This is a genomic window from Lentilactobacillus fungorum, assembly GCF_016860605.1.
Classification (GTDB): domain Bacteria; phylum Bacillota; class Bacilli; order Lactobacillales; family Lactobacillaceae; genus Lentilactobacillus; species Lentilactobacillus fungorum.
Genome location: NZ_BNJR01000014.1, coordinates 74,475 through 91,234, shown reverse-complemented (window position 1 = coordinate 91,234; position 16,760 = coordinate 74,475). Strand labels below are relative to the sequence as shown.

Sequence of the window (16,760 nt, the reverse complement as noted above, 5' to 3'; positions counted from 1 at the left end):
TTAGTGGTTTGTTGAATTTGATTATTTAATCAGCTGTGGTTGGAAAATACCTAAGACCGTATCTTGAGCCGTGAACACAGGTACTTGGTGGCTCAGTGCTTTTGCCACTAACTGTTTTTGATCCGACGTTTCATCCTGTGAAGCAAGTACAAAGGCGACTTCGCTTGGCCAGACCATATCTACTTGATAAGGTTGAACGTTGAAGCCAGCACTCTTTAATTTGCTTTCAACGTGATCATCATGAGCATCAAATTCAGAAATTAAGACGACGCCGTGAAGATCGTTTGTATCGATATGGTAGCTGTCGAATAAGGCGTTGTGTAAGGCTTCGGGCAAACTATTGCCACTGCCGATATCTTCACCGGTAGACTTCATCTCCGGACTGAGTGCGGTAGGGGCGCCTGGAAGCTTAGCAAATGAGAAGACCGGTGCTTTGACGTAGACTTTTGTTGGTTCTGGATATAGTCCAGGGTTTAAGCCGAGGTCACTAAGCGATTTGCCTAAAATAAGTTGGGTTGCTAATTGAGCTAAGTGTAGCTTGGTGATTTTGCTCATAAACGGGACGGTTCGAGATGCCCGCGGGTTGACTTCGATCACGTAGACCGTGTCGTTAGCGGCGATAAATTGAATATTCATCATACCGACCGCATGAACTTGCTGACCAATTTTGGTGGCGATTGCCACAATCTTATCTTGCGTTTCAGCAGAGAGATGCTGTGGTGGGTACATGGCAATCGAATCGCCCGAGTGAATACCTGAGCCTTCAAGATGCTCCATGATTCCAGGGACGAATACTTGATGACCGTCACTTAAAATATCAACTTCGCATTCAATGCCATGGATATATTGATCAATTAACAATGGTTCGCCGTGGCTGGCTTTTAAGGCTGGAACCAAATATTCATCAAGTTCGGCGTCGTTATCAACGACCGCCATGCCTTTACCACCAAGGACAAAACTTGGCCGAACCAGAACTGGAAACCCAAGTTCATCGGCAATTTCATGAGCTTGTTCGGCATTAGTTGCCGTATCACCTTTTGGATGATCAATTTTTTGATTAATCAGCAACTCTTCAAAATCATGGCGGTTTTCGGTTTGTTCAATACCATGCATGGAGGTGCCCAAAATAGTCACGCCGTTTTGAGTGAGGGCCTCGGTCAAGTTAATAGCGGTTTGACCACCAAATTCAACGATTACGCCAATTGGTTGTTCCAAATTGATCACATTCATCACACTATCAATGTCTAGTGGTTCAAAGTAGAGCTTATCAGAAATTGAAAAGTCTGTTGAAACGGTCTCGGGGTTGTTATTAATGATAATCGCATTGTAGCCAGCGGCCTGAATGGCTTTGACGCAATGAACCGTTGCGTAATCAAATTCAACGCCTTGACCAATCCGAATTGGGCCGGCACCGATAACCACGATGCTATTGCCAAGCGGATGGCTTTCGTTTTCACTGCCGATGGTGCTGTAGTAGTAAGGGGTGGTACTTTCAAATTCGGCAGCACAGGTATCGACCATCTTGTAAACGGTTCGTTCATCTTCCATGCCGTCGAGTTTAGCTAATTCGTTATCGGTAACGGAACGGACCGCTTTGATCATGGTGTTGTTGAAGCCGAGTTTGCGGGCATCAAGCACCAAATCGGCACTTAACAGGCCATCCGTGAGTTTCTGCTGCATCTTAATAATGTTTTCTAGTTTGGATAAGAAGTACAAGTCAATCTGAGTTGAACGATTGATTTGCTGAATTGTTGCCCCTTTACCAATGGCTGCAAATAGTTCAAATAAGCGGTAGTCCGTTGGTGTCTGAATCCTTTCTAGCAATTCACCTAATGAGAGGTTGCTTGTGTAAGCAGGAATGAGGTTCACTTGAGCTTGCTTATCTAACTCCAATGATTGAACGGCCTTAAGGAGGGCTTCTTCAATCGTACTGCCGATTGCCATCACTTCGCCGGTAGCTTTCATTTGGGTTCCCAGTTTGCGATCGGCGTTTGTGAACTTATCAAACGCAAAGCGCGGAATCTTAGCAACAACGTAGTCTAAGGCTGGTTCAAACATTGCAAATGTGGTTTGCGTAATTGGATTGATAATTTCATCGAGATTTAAACCAACCGCAATTTTAGCCGCAATCTTTGCAATTGGATAACCGGTTGCTTTGGAGGCTAATGCGGATGAACGGCTAACTCGAGGATTAACTTCAATCACGTAGTAGTTTTCGCTAAATGGATCTTGGGCTAGCTGTACATTGCAGCCGCCTTCGATTTTTAGAGCATCAACGATAGTGAGCGATGCATCTCGCAATCGTTGATACTCTTTGTCAGTTAACGTTTGCGTTGGTGCGAACACAATTGAGTCGCCGGTGTGCACACCAACTGGATCAAAGTTTTCCATTCCAGTAACGATAATTGAACTGCCATGGTGGTCCCGCATGACTTCAAATTCGATTTCTTTATAACCAGCAATGCTCTTTTCTACCAAGCATTCCGTTGATGGCGACATGGTCAAACCACGGTTTAGAATGGTTGTCATTTCGGCATCGTTATGGGCGATCCCCCCACCGGTACCACCTAATGTATAGGCGGGGCGAATGATAACCGGATAGTCAATTTGGTGCGCGAATTGGATGCCGGTTTGCAAGTCATAAACGGTTTTAGAGGCGGGAATTGGCTGATGAAGAGTTTCCATCAAATCTTTAAATTGTTCGCGGTCTTCAGCTTGGTTGATGGTTTTAAGACTGGTGCCAAGCAGTTCGATATTTAGTTTATCCAAGATCCCGTCTTTGCTGAGTTCAACGGCCAAATTTAAGCCGGTCTGGCCGCCGAGTGTTGGTAAAATGGCGTCTGGGCGTTCTTTGATCAAAATCTTTTTAAGGCTTGGGACAGTTAGCGGTTCGAGATAAACCTTGTTGGCAATCTCATCATCGGTCATGATGGTTGCTGGGTTTGAGTTCACTAGGATAACCTGGTAGCCTTCTTCACGCAGGCTCAGGCAAGCTTGACTGCCCGCATAGTCGAATTCGGCAGCTTGTCCAATGACGATTGGACCGGAGCCGATAATCACAATTTTATTAATATCTGTTCGTTTTGGCATTAGTGAACCTCCTCGTTGGTATGCATTAAGTCAATAAAGTGGTCAAATAACTGAGTAGCGTCATGGGGACCGGGGGCAGCTTCTGGGTGATATTGAACCGAAAAGACTGGCCGTCCTGGATAGCGCAGGCCTTCAACGGTTTTGTCATTGACCTCTAAGGCGGTGACCTTCAGTGGCGTTGATTTGACGGAATCAAAATCAACAGCATATCCGTGATTTTGAGAGGTGATGAAGATATCACCGGTTTCCAAATTTTTAACCGGATGATTAATGCCCCGATGGCCAAATGTCATTTTGTAAGTTTGCGCGCCATTAGCTAAAGCAAGTAGTTGGTGCCCCAAACAAATGCCAAAGACTGGGAAGCGAGCTTGCAATTGTTGGATGACTGGCAGGAAGTTCGAATAATCTTTAGGGTCACCAGGACCGTTAGATAATAAAACACCAGTGGGATGCAGGTTAACAATGTCTTCAAAAGTGGATTCGGGGGTTACGACGGTTACGTCAACACCTGGTCGCTGCATTGATCTAACGATGTTGTCCTTGACACCAAAGTCAACTAAGACAACGTGATCGATTTTCTTGTCGCTAGTTGTAGAAAGTGAAGCCATTTTGATAATTGAGGCCTGATGCTCGTTAGCAGCCCTATTAGCATCAATTGGCTGATTGGTTAAGCTGGCTTTCATTGTTCCATATTGGCGAATGATTTTGGTTAGCCGCCGGGTATCGATGCCGCTGATTGCAGGAACTTTTGATTGCTTCAAGTAAGCGTCAAGTGAGATAACGCTCTGGTAATGAAATACTTGATCGGTCATTTCTTTGACAACGACTGCGGCTGCCTCGACAGTGTCGGATTGGTTGGTGCCCAATGAAATACCGTAATTACCGATCAACGGATAGGTAAACGTGATAATTTGATTTTTGTACGACGGATCTGTCAAGGTCTCTTGGTAGCCGGTCATGCTAGTGGTAAAAACCAACTCACCATCGATTTCGCCTGCTAAATCACCGCAGGCTGTCCCGACAAAGACGTCGCCGTTTTCAAGTGTTAAATATTTTTTCATGTCCAAGCCTCCAATTTTGCTAACATCTACGTGATACAAGCGGCTAACGCTTTTGATGTATAAAGATAGGAGCTTTTTGGACAAATGTCAAGCTGATTTATACAAAAAATCGTGATATTTGGATTTTTATGTAGATTTAAAAATGAATATGTATATTTATTAGAATGAATGATTATCGTTGAGGTTTGCCCTGTATACATAAGATAACCCTTGTGATTCAATAATCCCGTCTGTTTGGATAAATAAACATTTTCAAAATTATTTTTCAAATTGGCCTTGTATTTTTTCTGAAAATAGCATATGATTCAGATAACAAAAAAAGAACCTTTAATTTTAACCCCGTGAGGTTAATAAGGAATCGGTGAACCTAAGACTATCTTGGGAATTGCTCAAACCTCTTTACCTAACGGCGGTAAAGGGGATTTTTTTATGCAGAATATAGTTGACGATTTAATTGTTCCCGTGAGAGCAAAACGTCCCAAAAATGTGATTCCACTACACAAAAGGAGCGCTTTGCGAACATGGCAAGGCGCTTTTATTTATTCCTGAGGAGGAACCTAATGATGATGCAAATTACGAAGCCAGTTAGTTTTGAGAACGTTGTAAGTATGGAAGACCTTTCAGCCCAGGATGTTTTATCATTTATCCACGAAGCCTCAGATTTTAAGGCAGGCAAGCAAATCGAATTAAAGCGACCAACCTATGCCGCAAATCTATTTTTTGAAAGCAGTACCCGCACCCATACCAGTTTTGAAATGGCTGAACGCAAATTAGGCTTGCAAGTGGTTAACTTTGACCCATCAAACAGTTCGCTTAATAAGGGTGAATCAATGGGGGATACCATTAAAACCTTCCAAGCAATTGGTGTTGATGTCATGGCCATTCGGGCTCGCCAAAACGAATACTACAAGGATTTAATTGCCGATCCAAACATCCATGTCGGCATCGCCAATGGTGGTGACGGTTCTGGTCAACATCCATCTCAATCATTGCTTGACATGATGACGATTTATGAAGAATTTGGTCACTTTGAAGGCTTAAAGGTTGCTATCGTCGGTGATTTAACCCATTCTCGGGTTGCCCGTTCAAATATGGAAGTTTTGACCATGTTAGGCGCTCACGTTTACTTTGGCGGCCCTAAGAAGTGGTACACCGAAGAATTTGCTAAATACGGCGAATGGTTGCCAATTGACGATTTGGTTTCCCAAATGGATGTCATGATGTTTCTCCGAGTTCAACACGAACGGATTAGCGATGACGAAAATGGCACTTTCTCCGCTGAAAAGTATCATGCAATGTACGGTTTAACTGAAGCCCGTGAACAAATGATGCCAGAACATTCAATTATCATGCACCCAGCTCCCGTTAACCGTGGCGTTGAAATTGCCGATTCACTTGTCGAATGTGACAAATCGCGAATCTTCCCACAAATGGCTAATGGCGTCTTCGTTCGAATGGCGATCATGACCAGCATGCTTCGCTATCGAGGATTAATTAACGAAGAATATTAATTTTAGCAAGGAGAATTCAAACCGATGAAACGCGTGATTATGAACGGTCGGATCCTAGAAAACGGTCAATTAGTTGATCGGGACATTTTAATTGACGATGGCGTTGTCAAAAAAATTGCGCCTACAATAGGAAGTAATGGTGTTGATAACGTCATTGATGCGCATCATCACTTCGTTAGTTCGGGGTTAGTGGATGTTCATGTTCACTATCGCCAACCGGGCCAAGAGCAAAAAGAGACAATTAAAACGGGAAGCTTGGCAGCGGCTCATGGTGGCTTTACGACGGTGGGCGCAATGCCAAACGTTATTCCGGCTCCGGATAGTCCTAAGCGGCTTGAAAGTTTGATTCAATTAAACCAAAGTGATGGCGCCGTTCATATTAAGCAGTACGCGACTATCACGACTCACCGTGGTGGCGATGAATTGGTTGATTTTCCGGCATTAAAAAAAGCTGGCGCCTTTGCATTTAGCAACGACGGCAACGGGATTCAAAAGAGCAGTACAATGTACGAAGCGATGCAGCAGGCAGCTCAATTGGACATGGCAATTGTCGAACATGTCCAAGATGATGACCTTACATATGACGGCGTTTTAAATAGTGGGGCGGCTAACCGCCTGGGCTTAAAAGAGATGCCGTGGGTCAGTGAAACGGCACAAGCTGCCAGAGACATTATTTTAGCTGAAGCAACCGGGGTTCACTATCATGTCTGCCACGTCTCTTCTAAGCACACAGTCAACATCATTCGAGCAGCCAAAAAGGCTGGGATTAACGTGACGGCTGAAGTAACTCCGCATCATTTATTGTTATCTGACGAGGATATCACAGAAGACAATCCGAATTATAAGATGAACCCGCCATTGCGCGGGGAGGATGACCGGCAAGCCTTAATTGCTGGCTTGTTGGATGGGACCATTGATATGATAGCGACCGATCACGCCCCCCATACCAAAGAAGATAAGACGGGATCAATTGCGACAGCTTCCTTCGGGATTACCGGTAGCGAGACGGCCTTTAATATGTTGTACACGAAGTTTGTCAAAACTGGTATTTTCACCCTGGATCAATTAATTAACTGGATGAGTCGCCGGCCGGCTGCCGTCTTTAAGATGGCTCACGCGGGTAGCTTAGCAGTTGGTGAACCGGCGGATATTGCGATTTTTGATCTGGATAAGCCTCATACCATTGTGGAAAGTGAGTACCGATCAAAAGGTAAAAACACGCCGTTTACTGGCGAGACGGTTTACGGTGAAACGGTGATGTCGCTGGTTGATGGTAACGTGGTTTATCAAAATAATTAGGTTTTATCACTCAAAATAAGCGCCTCCAGTGTTCGACTCTGGGGGCGCTTTTCTTAGACTTATTTGATGAATAGTTTGTAATAGCTTACTGAGGCAACTGCTTGGGCGGTATTGACTTGGCCATCCTTGATCCACTGGATAACTTTGTCAAGCGGTACTAATTCACTATTGACGAATTCATCTTGGTCAAAATGTTTTTTGACGCGGTCGTCTGGATTGAACCTAATGAGCATTAAGTCAGCAAACTGATCCATGAATCCTTCTGAAGACGTGATTCGGGTCATTCGAGTGACTGATTGAGCAACGTAGCCGGTTTCTTCTTGTAATTCTCGCTTAGCAGCTTGTTCGGCAGTTTCGCCAGGATTGACAATTCCTGCTGGTAAAGACACGGAATCACTGTTAACGCCAGCACGGTATTCGCTAGTCATAACGACATGTTCATCTTGGGTGAGGGCCAAAATCGTAATAGTAGGGGCCGTTTTGATAAGATCCCGTTCGATTTTTAAGCCGTCTGGGGTTTGAATGTGTAACTGATCGACGGCGAAGACGCGACCGTGGTAGACATTCTTGCGGTTGAGAATTAAGCCGGGATGGTGCCATGTTTTGAACATCGAAAACCTCCTGAGTAAAAAGATTGTGGAAATATTCTAATTATATTGGCATTGGTGTAAAAAAACCATTATCCAAGATTTTTTCACCACACCATAAAAGTTGCAGATGAAGTGGATTATAGTTACCGGTAACTAATTAATAATTACTCACTGCCAACCTGCTAGAAGGGCTTTAATACCCATTAAGAATTGCTGATCCGTTGTGAACTGATTAGTCATTATTGGGTGCATAAGTTGATTAAAATCATCAGAATAACGTTGACTGTCCATGAGTAAATTTGAATCCGCATTTTTACCACCCTCAGGTTCAATGGCCTCTGCCCAAACGAACCCCAATGTGTAAGCCGTCATGGAATTAATTAAGAAAACAGTTGTTGATTGGATTACTAACCCGGCACTTTTCAACTGGCTTAGAATTTCTTCTACGCGCATCAATTCTGACTGGGTAACTAATGGATGAGTTGAGATTAGTGAGAGGGCTTGGGGATGGGCTAGCAATGTTTCCCGCAATTGAGCCATAATTCTAATGAGCTGCTCTTGCCAATTGTGATCTGTTTGGCCTGATTGGGTCGTTAACGCTTTTTGCCAAATCAACTCAACTAATCCATCAAAAAGAGCTCCCTGATTAGGGAAATAACGATAAACAGCCATTGGGGAAACGGCCATTTTCTGACCTAGTTTTCGCATGGTGAATTTTTGAAGGCCCCCATTGTCTAATAATTCGAGTGCCGTTTGTAAAATGTAAGAACGATTTAAAGTGTCTTTCGTTGGTTTAACTGGTTTCATTGCTAATGGTTCCCTTCTGTAAGAGGTTGATACTTAAAGCCAATTAAGGAAACTACGCCAAAAATAATGGCCATACTTAAAAGAATGATTAAGCTATGATTAATTGTACCAAAACTTGCATGGTTAAGACTGACTTTTCTGATTGCTGATAAAGCCCAGTAGGCGGGATCAAATTGAGCAATCGCTTTTGCCCACCGTGGGAAGGTGTTTGTTGGTGAGAGACTTCCACCCAACCCAGCCAACAAAATTCCCAGTAAGTTTGATAATGAGAGTGCAATGTTTGCCGAGGTTGCCCAGCTCACAATCATTGTACCAAAGCAAGTCAAGACAGCCGAGAAGAGTATGATGATGGCGACAAAAGCAATCCAGCTCCCGTTAAGATGAAAGTTGAATAACCAAATACTTAATAAAATGATGATTGAAAGTTGAACGAGTTGAATCAGGTAGGCAACCAACACCTTGCCGGTAATAATTTCACCCAATGATGTGGCAGAAACCTGTTGACGGTCCCAAGTGTTCCAGACTGTTTCATCAAAGAACATCTGAATAATGAGTTGAATTGAAAAGAAGGAAAACAAAACAGCTAGTCCTGGAATAACCTGCTCAGAACCATTTGCATGAAAATATCCTTGAGCAATTAATTGGGTCTTAGCAGCCGGTAACATGAAGGGTGCCATGATTAGTGGGATAAGGATCAAAATAATGGGAACGGTGGGATTAGCTAACTGTAGCCGACTATTTAGTCGAACTTCTGACAAAATTTGTTTAGATTTCATGGTTGACACTCTTTTCTAATAAGGTATGGTAGGCTGATTCCAAGTCGGCTCTTAAGATCTTAACGTTAATAAGCTGGCTTTTTTGTACGATAGGGTTACTTAAGGCTGCTTGCAATACTTCTGCATAGTTTTGATGGGGACTTGAATTAATTAAGTGTAGGTGGTCATCCGATCGTTGCCATCCAGCTACGTTATCCGAAATACTTTTGCCAAAATAAAGTTCCAGTGAAGGATGGGCATATTGCTGCACAATGCTTTTAACGCTGCCAGTTGCTTGAATAACGCCATGATTTAAGAAAATAATCTGCGCGTTTAGGGCCTCCATTTCTTGCAAATAATGCGTTGTATAAATAACGGTGATACCTTGATGACTTAGTGCCTTAACTGATTGGATGATTTGATTGCGAGAATCGACGTCAGCCCCCACGGTCGGTTCATCAAGAAAAATGATTTTTGCTTGACTCATTAGGGCGATTGCAGAATGCAGTCGTCTTTTTTGACCACCGCTTAAATTAATTGCCCGCTGGTTTTGAAGATTAGTGAGATTAAATGTTGTGAGTACCTTGGTATATTTGGTCCGGAGTTGTTCAACTGAGAGGCCGTTAATTGCCCCAAAATGGGTTAGATTTTGTTTGACTGTTAGTTGTGGATAAATTGCTAACGATTGGGGGGCAATCCCAAGATATTTTCTTAATTCTCGTTTATTTTTGTGGAGTGGTTGACCCAAAATAGTGATTTCGCCAGAGTCAGGCTCAAGTAGGCCAGTCATTAATTTGATTAATGTTGATTTGCCAGCACCATTTGGACCAAGTAAGCCGATGATTTCACCCTGATGGACTTGTAAGTTGACACCATTTAGAATTGTTCTTCGGTTAAAACTTTTGCGAATGTTCTTTAAGGTTATTGATAAGGTCATTCTATATCCTCCTGTTTACGTTGTAATCACAATTTACATTGTAAACTTAAAGGATACAAAAAACTAGCCTAAATCAAACATTCATTTAATTGGTGAGATAAGAAAGGCTAAATTAGCTTGTCATCTTAATGCCGATGATACTAATAAGCAGCATGATTACAAATCCCCAGGTGATTGGCGAAATCTTATCACCAAATAAGATGATACCGGCAATGACCGTCCCTACCGCGCCAATACCCGTCCAGACTGGATAAGCGATACTCAGCGGTAATGTTTTGGTTGCGTGAGCTAGTAAGAAGAAACTGATTAGCATGCCGACGATAGTGATTAAAGTTGCGTTTAATTGGGTAAACCCGTGGCTAAATTTCATGGCGGTTGCCCAGACAACTTCGAAAAGACCAGCAATAATTAATGTAATCCAATTCATAAAAAAACCTCCAAATAAAAGTGAGCGGAGCAAAGCGGTTAGAAGCTGGAGCCTAAGTCGACTTGGCCGGAAATCCCGGTTTTGGATTTTTGGGCAAGTCGACTTAGGTGCAAGCTTCTGCTTTGCGCAGCTGTCCTGAAAAGTGAGCGGAGCAAAGTGGTTAGGGATCGGAGGGTAAGTCTCCTCTAACGGAAATCCCCGGTTCTGGGATTTTTGTTAGAGGTGCTTACGCGCAGATCCCTGCTTTGCGCAGCTGTCCTAAAAAAGTGAGCAGAGCAAAGCGGTTAGGGATCGGAGGGTAAGTCTCCTCTAACGGAAATCCCCGGTTCTGGGATTTTTGTTAGAGGTGCTTACGCGCAGATCCCTGCTTTGCGCAGCTGTCCTAATAAAAAAATGGTACCCCTCACAATTCCTTCAAAGACCTAACGGAATTGCCAAAAGTACCCACAATTGCTGCCCGGTGGCAGTCGTTATTAAGTTACTGATATCATAGCACATCTGGTTGGTAAATGGAAAGCTGTTGAATCTACTAGTACGCGTTATCTCTCCCTCAACTTTTGATTTAGGGACTCAGCTTCCTTACGAGCAACGATCATACTGGTTATATAGATAGCGATGTAAACCACAATAAAAATAATGGTAAAGCCGCCCAATTCAACAAAATTTAGTGGAAACCAACCAGCCAAAATTGCTAGTGGTAAAAAGCCAAAGTAAGTAACCGCTAAATGAACAATGGTCATCTTAGCGATGCTCCAATCGGTGATGGTAAAAATAAGAGATCCAACGGCGAATACAATCCCCATTAAAGCCCAGAGAAGTGCTGAAAAGACCGTAGCAGAAAGTGATCCATTAAATTGGGCAACAAATTTCGGCGTTGAAGGGGAATAACTAACTGCCCCGTTCAGTAATGAAAAGATTAACGATAATACAAAGCCAATAAATACCCCGGAGACAATGCCGACGATTGTTTGGATACTGAATTTTTTGATCATGATAACCGCTCCTTTACTTGACGGAGATACCGTCTTGATGAACTGGTTTGGGTGCCATTCTTAAAATGAATGATAATAATACCAGTGGGTGAAACTTCAAATTCATTTACGTATGCCAAGTTAATGATTTCTGTGTTTGAGATGCGAATGAAATCTCTGGGAAGAGAATTGGCCAGGGTATACAGTCGCTTGTTAACTTTAAATTCATCACCACTAAAGGTTTTGACGTAAACTTTCTTTTGGCTTGAGTAAAATGATAGACAGTCCGACAAGGATATGATCTTGTTTCGACTGTCGATTTGACCGGTAATAGTTGCGCCTTGCACGCTTTCGATATAGGCAATGATTTTGTTAAGCGGTTCACTGTGCTGCCGAACTCCCAAAACAATCGTATTAGGATTGAGATCGTTAATAATTTTAACTTGAACTTCCAAACTGCTCACCTCCTGTTATTATCATAATGACTTAATCATAATGACTTAATGCAATTCTTGATACCTTTTGGGGATGGTTGGCAGATATTGGCGACCAGTGGTAAGAGTTTTAGCAAAGGGGCCACGAACATTGTGTAGAAAATGATCGTGACCCCTATCAAATATCAAGAATTCAGTACTTTGATTAGATTTATTCAATTTTAATGCCCTGGCAAATTATATCGCTGCTAAAAATGCCAACCCATCAAAAATCATGTGGGCTACATATGACGGCCAAATGGTCTTGCTATGGATAAAAGTTGCGTTGAGAAAAAATCGTTCAACGGCAATAATGGCAAGCATCTGAACCAGATTCCAGTCATAGGCTTGAAAGTGAAGCAGCCCGAAGATCAACATTGACAACAGCATTGCAATCCCGAGGCTCGCGCGACGGCTAAAATGGTAATACTGAATTAAGAGGGCCGCAATTGTCAAGAAGATCACAATACTAAGCAACTCTTCGTTCATGAGGTCAAAGAGATCCGAGGAAATACTCTGGCAATACGCCACCAACTTATTGTTTGATTCTGCAATTTCGGTAGCAGAGCCGTTTTCACCTAATGAACCGCCTAGTGCTTGGAGGCCAGTTGCCGCCGCGAGCGCATAGGCTAATTGAAGAATAAACATCACGGCAGCAAAGCCAAAATCAGACCAGCGAGGCTTGCTAAATAATTGGCTGAGCTGGCCTTGGCTGAGATACAAAACACCGCCAATCATGATGGTCATGGGAAGAACGTCATCGAAAACAGTTGTTGCCAAGTAACTATTGAAAGTCACGGTTTTCGCAAAGGCCACCCAGACCACCGTTGCAATTGAAACAAAAAGTAATAATGCCCAAAGCCGCCATTGGTCGAGCTTAGTATCAAGTAACAAAAATTCGCGTTGGTCGTTTTTGCGCTCAAACCAAAATCGTTGCATGACTATCGCCCCGCCCCCCAAAAAAATAAGACTTATGAATAATAGTAGCTAAGAAAGTTGTGGATGACAAGTTATTTTAGAGATGATGACCACTAACCTGTTATTTCTTCAACACGCGCACCCGAAAGACAGCGTCAATTTTGCTTAATCGTTGAATGAGCTTATTATCTTCCTCATTTTTTAAGTTATCCAAGTCAATGATGGTGTAGGCCACGCCGTCTCTAGCAGCGTTACTCATACTTTCAATGTTAATGCCGGCATCCGCTAAGGCTGTGGCAATTTGGCCGACCATATTGGGGATGTTTTTATGAATAATTGTAACTCGGTATGGGGCGTTAAAGGGTACTTGGAGATTAGGCAAATTAACTGAATTGATAATGTTGCCAGTTTCCAAATACGTCATGATGGTATTAGCCCCTTGAGTTGCCCCATTGGCTTCAGCTTCAATGGTTGAACCACCGATATGGGGCGTGACAACAACATCGTCTCGGTTTAAGAGTATATTTTCACCAAAGTCAGTGTAATAGGTTCGAATCTTTCGAGCGTCCAGGGCTTCGATTGCTGCCGCGTTGTCGATAATGCCGCCTCTGGAATAGTTGAACAGTTTGACGCCATCTTTCATGATTTCCATTTGTTCACTGCCAATTAGGCCGGTGGTTTCCTCGTTCTTTGGGACGTGAACCGTAACGTAATCCGCGCTTTTTAGTGCCTCGCCAAGGGTTCTAGCTCGCGTAATCCGGGTTGAAATGTGCCAAGCGGCGTCGGCTGACAAGTATGGGTCATAGCCGATCACTTTCATGCCTAAAGCACTAGCAGCGTTGGCAACTAAGGAACCAACGTGGCCAACCCCAATGACGGCCAGCGTCCGGCCGGTAAGTTCAGTCCCCTTAAATCGCGTCTTATCCTTTTCGGTTCGCAGCGAAATATCGGCACCGCTATTATGGGCAGCGTAATCAGCAGCCGCAAAAAGATTCCTCGATGAGGCAACCAAAAGGGCAATGATGAGCTCCTTTACAGCATTCGCGTTACTGCCGGGGGTATTAAAAACGGCCGTTCCGTTTTGAGTTGCTTTGTCGAGGGGGATGTTGTTAAACCCGGCACCAGCTCTGGCAATGACTTTGAGGCTCTTAGGAAATGTTTGATCGTGCAAATTGACAGATCGAATTAGATAGGCATCGGCTTCGTCTGTTTTATTAATTTGGTAGTTATCGGTGAATTGATCGAGCCCAGCTTGGGCAATCGCGTTGTATGTTTTTACTTGATACATGGTTTATTCTCCTTTATGACTCAGTGTTGAGTTTCAAAATTGTGTAAAAAGTCAACCAGGGCTTGAACCCCTTTAACTGGCATTGCATTATAAAGACTGGCTCTGAGGCCGCCAACGCTTCGATGGCCTTTTAAGTTCATGAGGCCAGAATCAGCAGCTGCTTGGATAACCTGTGTGTCCAGGTCAGGGTTATCAGTTGTAAATGGCACGTTAGTGAGTGAGCGGTCTGATTTCTTAATGTAATTGGTGAACAACTTGGAATCATCCAAGAAGTCGTAAAGCAACGCCGCTTTCTTTCGGTTAACCTCTTCAATCTCGGCTAACCCGCCTTGTTGTTTCAACCATTTGAGAACCAGTCCGGTAGCGTAAATTGCAAACACTGGCGGCGTGTTAAACATTGAATTTTTCTTAACAAATAGGGCGTAATTTAGAATACTTGGAATATGTTCAACCGGCTTGACCAAGTCGTCCCGGACGATCGTAATGGTGACGCCGGCTGGACCGAGATTTTTTTGAACCCCACCAAAAATGAGGCCAAAGTCTTGGACATTATAATTTTCGGCCATAAAGTTAGAAGAGAGGTCACCAACCAGTGTGACGTCACCGTGCTCAGGTAATGTGTGGTAGGCAGTTCCTTCGATGGTGTTGTTGGTAGTGACGTGGAGATAATCATAGTCTTCAGCCGACAGGGGTTTATCTAAATGGGGGAGTTCCTGGTAATGCTTGTCTTTGGTAGAAGCGATTGTGTCGACCGTCACGCCGAGATTAGCTGCTTCATCGCCTGCTCGGCTTGCCCAGTGACCACTGTCGAGTAAAGCAATTCGTTTGTGTTGAGTGGCTAAATTAAGCGGAGCGGCCGCGAATTGGCCCGTCCCGCCTCCTTGGAAGAATAAGATGTGATAATTTGCCGGAACATGCATGAGGTCGCGAATATCCTGTTCAGCTGTATTGATGATATCGTCAAACATTGCAGAACGGTGAGAAATTTCTAGGACACTCATGCCCGTTCCCTGAAGCGATGGTAATTCCGCTTGTATTTGTTTGATGACCGGATCCGGTAGGGTTGCTGGCCCCGCTGCAAAGTTATAAACCGTCATAGCTAAAACTCCCTTGTTATAAATTAAAAGGCTCTCACAGTGTGACACTGTGAGAGCCCAGTCGTTCGCATTTAGCCGGTCTCACAGTGTGATGAAAGGCTTCATCCATGTAAGACCTTTTGTTGAGGATTACCCATACGAAAGTTGGCCTACATGAATGGCACCGTAGACCAGGAGGATGATTTAATTGTTGTTAGCTTAATTAAAACCTTATTCATATGAGTAACCTCCGTTTCTTATAATTAAAATCTAACAGAACCCACAGTTAAATGCAAGATCAATTTAACTAATTTCATCAAAAGGTGTTTGCAAGCGCGTAGCGAACATGATAGATTTTTAACTAGGGCATGAAACAATTCGGCCGTCTACGAATCGGCTGGATAATTTGAACTGGCAATAACTTTGTTAAAACATCGATTGCTCATTACTGACAGTGGTCGGCAATCATTTGGAGGAAACCACGCATGACTGATTTTTATTTTATTCGCCATGGTCAAACCGGGGCCAACGCCATTGGGCTTAAGCAAGGAATCATTAATACCGAGATTACTTACCTATCGGAAACCGGAAAGAAACAAGCGCAAAGTTTGCACGAAGGTTTCGATATTTCGTTTGCGGATCAAATCATTGCAAGCCCACTGCAGCGGACAAAAGATACAGCAAACATTTTGAATCAGAGCGCGAACCTACCGATAACCTATGATGATCGGCTGTTGGAAATTTCATATGGCGATTGGGATGGTAAGAAGAATCGGGTGCTGGAGGCGCAATACCCGGATGTGTTTGACCACGTCTTAAATGATGTCTTGCCAACATATGTGACGATTGCCGGCGGGCGGGCCGAGACGTTTGATGACGTGATCAAACGGGTACAAGACTTTATGGAAGACGTCGGGCAAAACAACCCTGATGGCAATGTGATCGTCGTGACCCACGGATTTACGATTAAAGCGGCGGTTTTAGCCGCATTGGGATCACCAAAAGAAATGATGGTGATCGAAGAACCTGATAACACCAGCGTGACAAAAATAACGTTGAGGGCATCTAGTCACGATTACTACTTGCGATATTATAATCGAGTTGTTCATTCAGGATTTTAGTAATTTGGTTGACAAATGTGGCCAATTACTTTATATTTGTTGCAGATATTAAGGAAAGCTGCGCAAAGCGGCAATCTGCATGTAAGCATTTTTGTGAGAAATTTCAAATTGAGAATTTTTCTCAAAGGGAACTTACACCTCGATTGCTAACCACTTTGCTCCGCTCACTTATTTTTAACGAGGAGGGGTCACCTATGCAAACGTCAGCGGTACAATTAATGTGTTGTTCAATGTGTCCAGCTCAGGTTAGCGCTGATGGTGGCTTCTTTAGGAAATCCATTTCATGGTGATCGCTCTGTATGCTGATCGATTGAACGGATTCCAGAGTGTCGCAACTTCAGTGTTAGCTGGAGTTTGCGGCACTCTTTTTATTTTCAACAAATATGTCAGACTTCTGCGTAGTTAAACTCATGTAGGGTACCACCAACGTTGAAGT

The 16,760-nt window shown here is 43.4% G+C and carries 15 protein-coding genes; 3 read left to right on the top strand and 12 right to left on the bottom strand.

Annotated elements, in window-relative coordinates; translation table 11 throughout:
* Positions 1–21: 21 nt before the first annotated feature.
* The gene (carB, locus tag YK48G_RS07945) at positions 22–3,090 is read right to left on the bottom strand and encodes a carbamoyl-phosphate synthase large subunit (RefSeq protein ID WP_203630193.1); all 3,069 of its coding nucleotides are present in this window, start codon (positions 3,088–3,090) and stop codon (positions 22–24) included.
* Positions 3,090–4,151: a carbamoyl phosphate synthase small subunit gene (locus tag YK48G_RS07940; RefSeq protein ID WP_203630192.1), complete on the bottom strand. Its 1,062-nt coding sequence runs from the start codon at positions 4,149–4,151 to the stop codon at positions 3,090–3,092. Before YK48G_RS07940 ends, carB begins: the two co-directional genes overlap by 1 nt.
* A gap of 563 nt (positions 4,152–4,714) precedes the next feature.
* Between YK48G_RS07940 and YK48G_RS07935 the strand changes: the two genes are divergently transcribed.
* Together YK48G_RS07935 and pyrC are read left to right on the top strand one after the other, a co-directional pair.
* The gene (locus YK48G_RS07935) at positions 4,715–5,662 is read left to right on the top strand and encodes an aspartate carbamoyltransferase catalytic subunit (protein WP_203630274.1); all 948 of its coding nucleotides are present in this window, start codon (positions 4,715–4,717) and stop codon (positions 5,660–5,662) included.
* Positions 5,663–5,686: 24 nt separating this feature from the next.
* Positions 5,687–6,961: a dihydroorotase gene (gene pyrC, locus YK48G_RS07930; RefSeq protein ID WP_203630191.1), complete on the top strand. Its 1,275-nt coding sequence runs from the start codon at positions 5,687–5,689 to the stop codon at positions 6,959–6,961.
* A gap of 59 nt (positions 6,962–7,020) precedes the next feature.
* Here pyrC and YK48G_RS07925 read toward each other — a convergent pair whose 3' ends face one another.
* The 10 genes from YK48G_RS07925 to serC all read right to left on the bottom strand — a co-directional run bounded on the left by YK48G_RS07925 (position 7,021) and on the right by serC (position 15,224).
* Entirely contained in the window at positions 7,021–7,572 is a 552-nt protein-coding gene (locus YK48G_RS07925; protein ID WP_203630190.1) for an NUDIX hydrolase, read from the bottom strand.
* A gap of 147 nt (positions 7,573–7,719) precedes the next feature.
* The gene (locus tag YK48G_RS07920) at positions 7,720–8,358 is read right to left on the bottom strand and encodes a TetR/AcrR family transcriptional regulator (RefSeq protein ID WP_203630189.1); all 639 of its coding nucleotides are present in this window, start codon (positions 8,356–8,358) and stop codon (positions 7,720–7,722) included.
* 2 nt (positions 8,359–8,360) lie between these two features.
* Positions 8,361–9,134, bottom strand: a complete 774-nt coding sequence (locus tag YK48G_RS07915) for an ABC transporter permease (protein WP_203630188.1) — start codon at positions 9,132–9,134, stop codon at positions 8,361–8,363.
* Positions 9,124–10,050: an ABC transporter ATP-binding protein gene (locus YK48G_RS07910; protein WP_203630187.1), complete on the bottom strand. Its 927-nt coding sequence runs from the start codon at positions 10,048–10,050 to the stop codon at positions 9,124–9,126. The genes YK48G_RS07915 and YK48G_RS07910 overlap by 11 nt, the downstream gene beginning before the upstream one ends.
* 112 nt (positions 10,051–10,162) lie before the next feature.
* Complete coding sequence (locus tag YK48G_RS07905; protein ID WP_203630186.1) at positions 10,163–10,477, bottom strand: DMT family transporter; 315 nt, start codon at positions 10,475–10,477, stop codon at positions 10,163–10,165.
* A gap of 539 nt (positions 10,478–11,016) precedes the next feature.
* Positions 11,017–11,469 carry a DUF3021 domain-containing protein gene (locus YK48G_RS07900; protein WP_232365322.1) on the bottom strand — a complete coding sequence of 151 codons (453 nt, stop codon included), beginning with the start codon at positions 11,467–11,469 and terminating at the stop codon, positions 11,017–11,019.
* Positions 11,466–11,903 (bottom strand): LytTR family DNA-binding domain-containing protein, encoded by a 438-nt coding sequence (locus YK48G_RS07895; RefSeq protein ID WP_203630185.1) that lies wholly within the window; start codon positions 11,901–11,903, stop codon positions 11,466–11,468. The genes YK48G_RS07900 and YK48G_RS07895 overlap by 4 nt, the downstream gene beginning before the upstream one ends.
* A gap of 216 nt (positions 11,904–12,119) precedes the next feature.
* Positions 12,120–12,860, bottom strand: coding sequence for a CPBP family intramembrane glutamic endopeptidase (locus tag YK48G_RS07890; protein ID WP_203630184.1), 741 nt, complete (start codon positions 12,858–12,860; stop codon positions 12,120–12,122).
* Between the two features lie 100 nt (positions 12,861–12,960).
* Complete coding sequence (locus YK48G_RS07885) at positions 12,961–14,127, bottom strand: phosphoglycerate dehydrogenase (protein WP_203630183.1); 1,167 nt, start codon at positions 14,125–14,127, stop codon at positions 12,961–12,963.
* A gap of 20 nt (positions 14,128–14,147) precedes the next feature.
* Complete coding sequence (gene serC, locus YK48G_RS07880) at positions 14,148–15,224, bottom strand: 3-phosphoserine/phosphohydroxythreonine transaminase (protein ID WP_203630182.1); 1,077 nt, start codon at positions 15,222–15,224, stop codon at positions 14,148–14,150.
* 464 nt (positions 15,225–15,688) lie between these two features.
* Between serC and YK48G_RS07875 the strand changes: the two genes are divergently transcribed.
* Positions 15,689–16,324 carry a histidine phosphatase family protein gene (locus tag YK48G_RS07875; RefSeq protein ID WP_203630181.1) on the top strand — a complete coding sequence of 212 codons (636 nt, stop codon included), beginning with the start codon at positions 15,689–15,691 and terminating at the stop codon, positions 16,322–16,324.
* Positions 16,325–16,760 lie beyond the last annotated feature (436 nt).

What these genes read in the sequence shown, in the direction of transcription:
- YK48G_RS07900 (WP_232365322.1), bottom strand. Translation starts at nt 11,469, where the DNA reads ATGATCAAAAAATTCAGTATCCAAACAATCGTCGGCATTGTCTCCGGG.
- pyrC (WP_203630191.1), top strand. Translation starts at nt 5,687, where the DNA reads ATGAAACGCGTGATTATGAACGGTCGGATCCTAGAAAACGGTCAATTA.
- YK48G_RS07940 (WP_203630192.1), bottom strand. Translation starts at nt 4,151, where the DNA reads ATGAAAAAATATTTAACACTTGAAAACGGCGACGTCTTTGTCGGGACA.
- serC (WP_203630182.1), bottom strand. Translation starts at nt 15,224, where the DNA reads ATGACGGTTTATAACTTTGCAGCGGGGCCAGCAACCCTACCGGATCCG.
- YK48G_RS07875 (WP_203630181.1), top strand. Translation starts at nt 15,689, where the DNA reads ATGACTGATTTTTATTTTATTCGCCATGGTCAAACCGGGGCCAACGCC.
- YK48G_RS07890 (WP_203630184.1), bottom strand. Translation starts at nt 12,860, where the DNA reads ATGCAACGATTTTGGTTTGAGCGCAAAAACGACCAACGCGAATTTTTG.
- YK48G_RS07920 (WP_203630189.1), bottom strand. Translation starts at nt 8,358, where the DNA reads ATGAAACCAGTTAAACCAACGAAAGACACTTTAAATCGTTCTTACATT.
- YK48G_RS07925 (WP_203630190.1), bottom strand. Translation starts at nt 7,572, where the DNA reads ATGTTCAAAACATGGCACCATCCCGGCTTAATTCTCAACCGCAAGAAT.
- YK48G_RS07910 (WP_203630187.1), bottom strand. Translation starts at nt 10,050, where the DNA reads ATGACCTTATCAATAACCTTAAAGAACATTCGCAAAAGTTTTAACCGA.
- YK48G_RS07915 (WP_203630188.1), bottom strand. Translation starts at nt 9,134, where the DNA reads ATGAAATCTAAACAAATTTTGTCAGAAGTTCGACTAAATAGTCGGCTA.
- YK48G_RS07885 (WP_203630183.1), bottom strand. Translation starts at nt 14,127, where the DNA reads ATGTATCAAGTAAAAACATACAACGCGATTGCCCAAGCTGGGCTCGAT.
- carB (WP_203630193.1), bottom strand. Translation starts at nt 3,090, where the DNA reads ATGCCAAAACGAACAGATATTAATAAAATTGTGATTATCGGCTCCGGT.
- YK48G_RS07935 (WP_203630274.1), top strand. Translation starts at nt 4,715, where the DNA reads ATGATGCAAATTACGAAGCCAGTTAGTTTTGAGAACGTTGTAAGTATG.
- YK48G_RS07905 (WP_203630186.1), bottom strand. Translation starts at nt 10,477, where the DNA reads ATGAATTGGATTACATTAATTATTGCTGGTCTTTTCGAAGTTGTCTGG.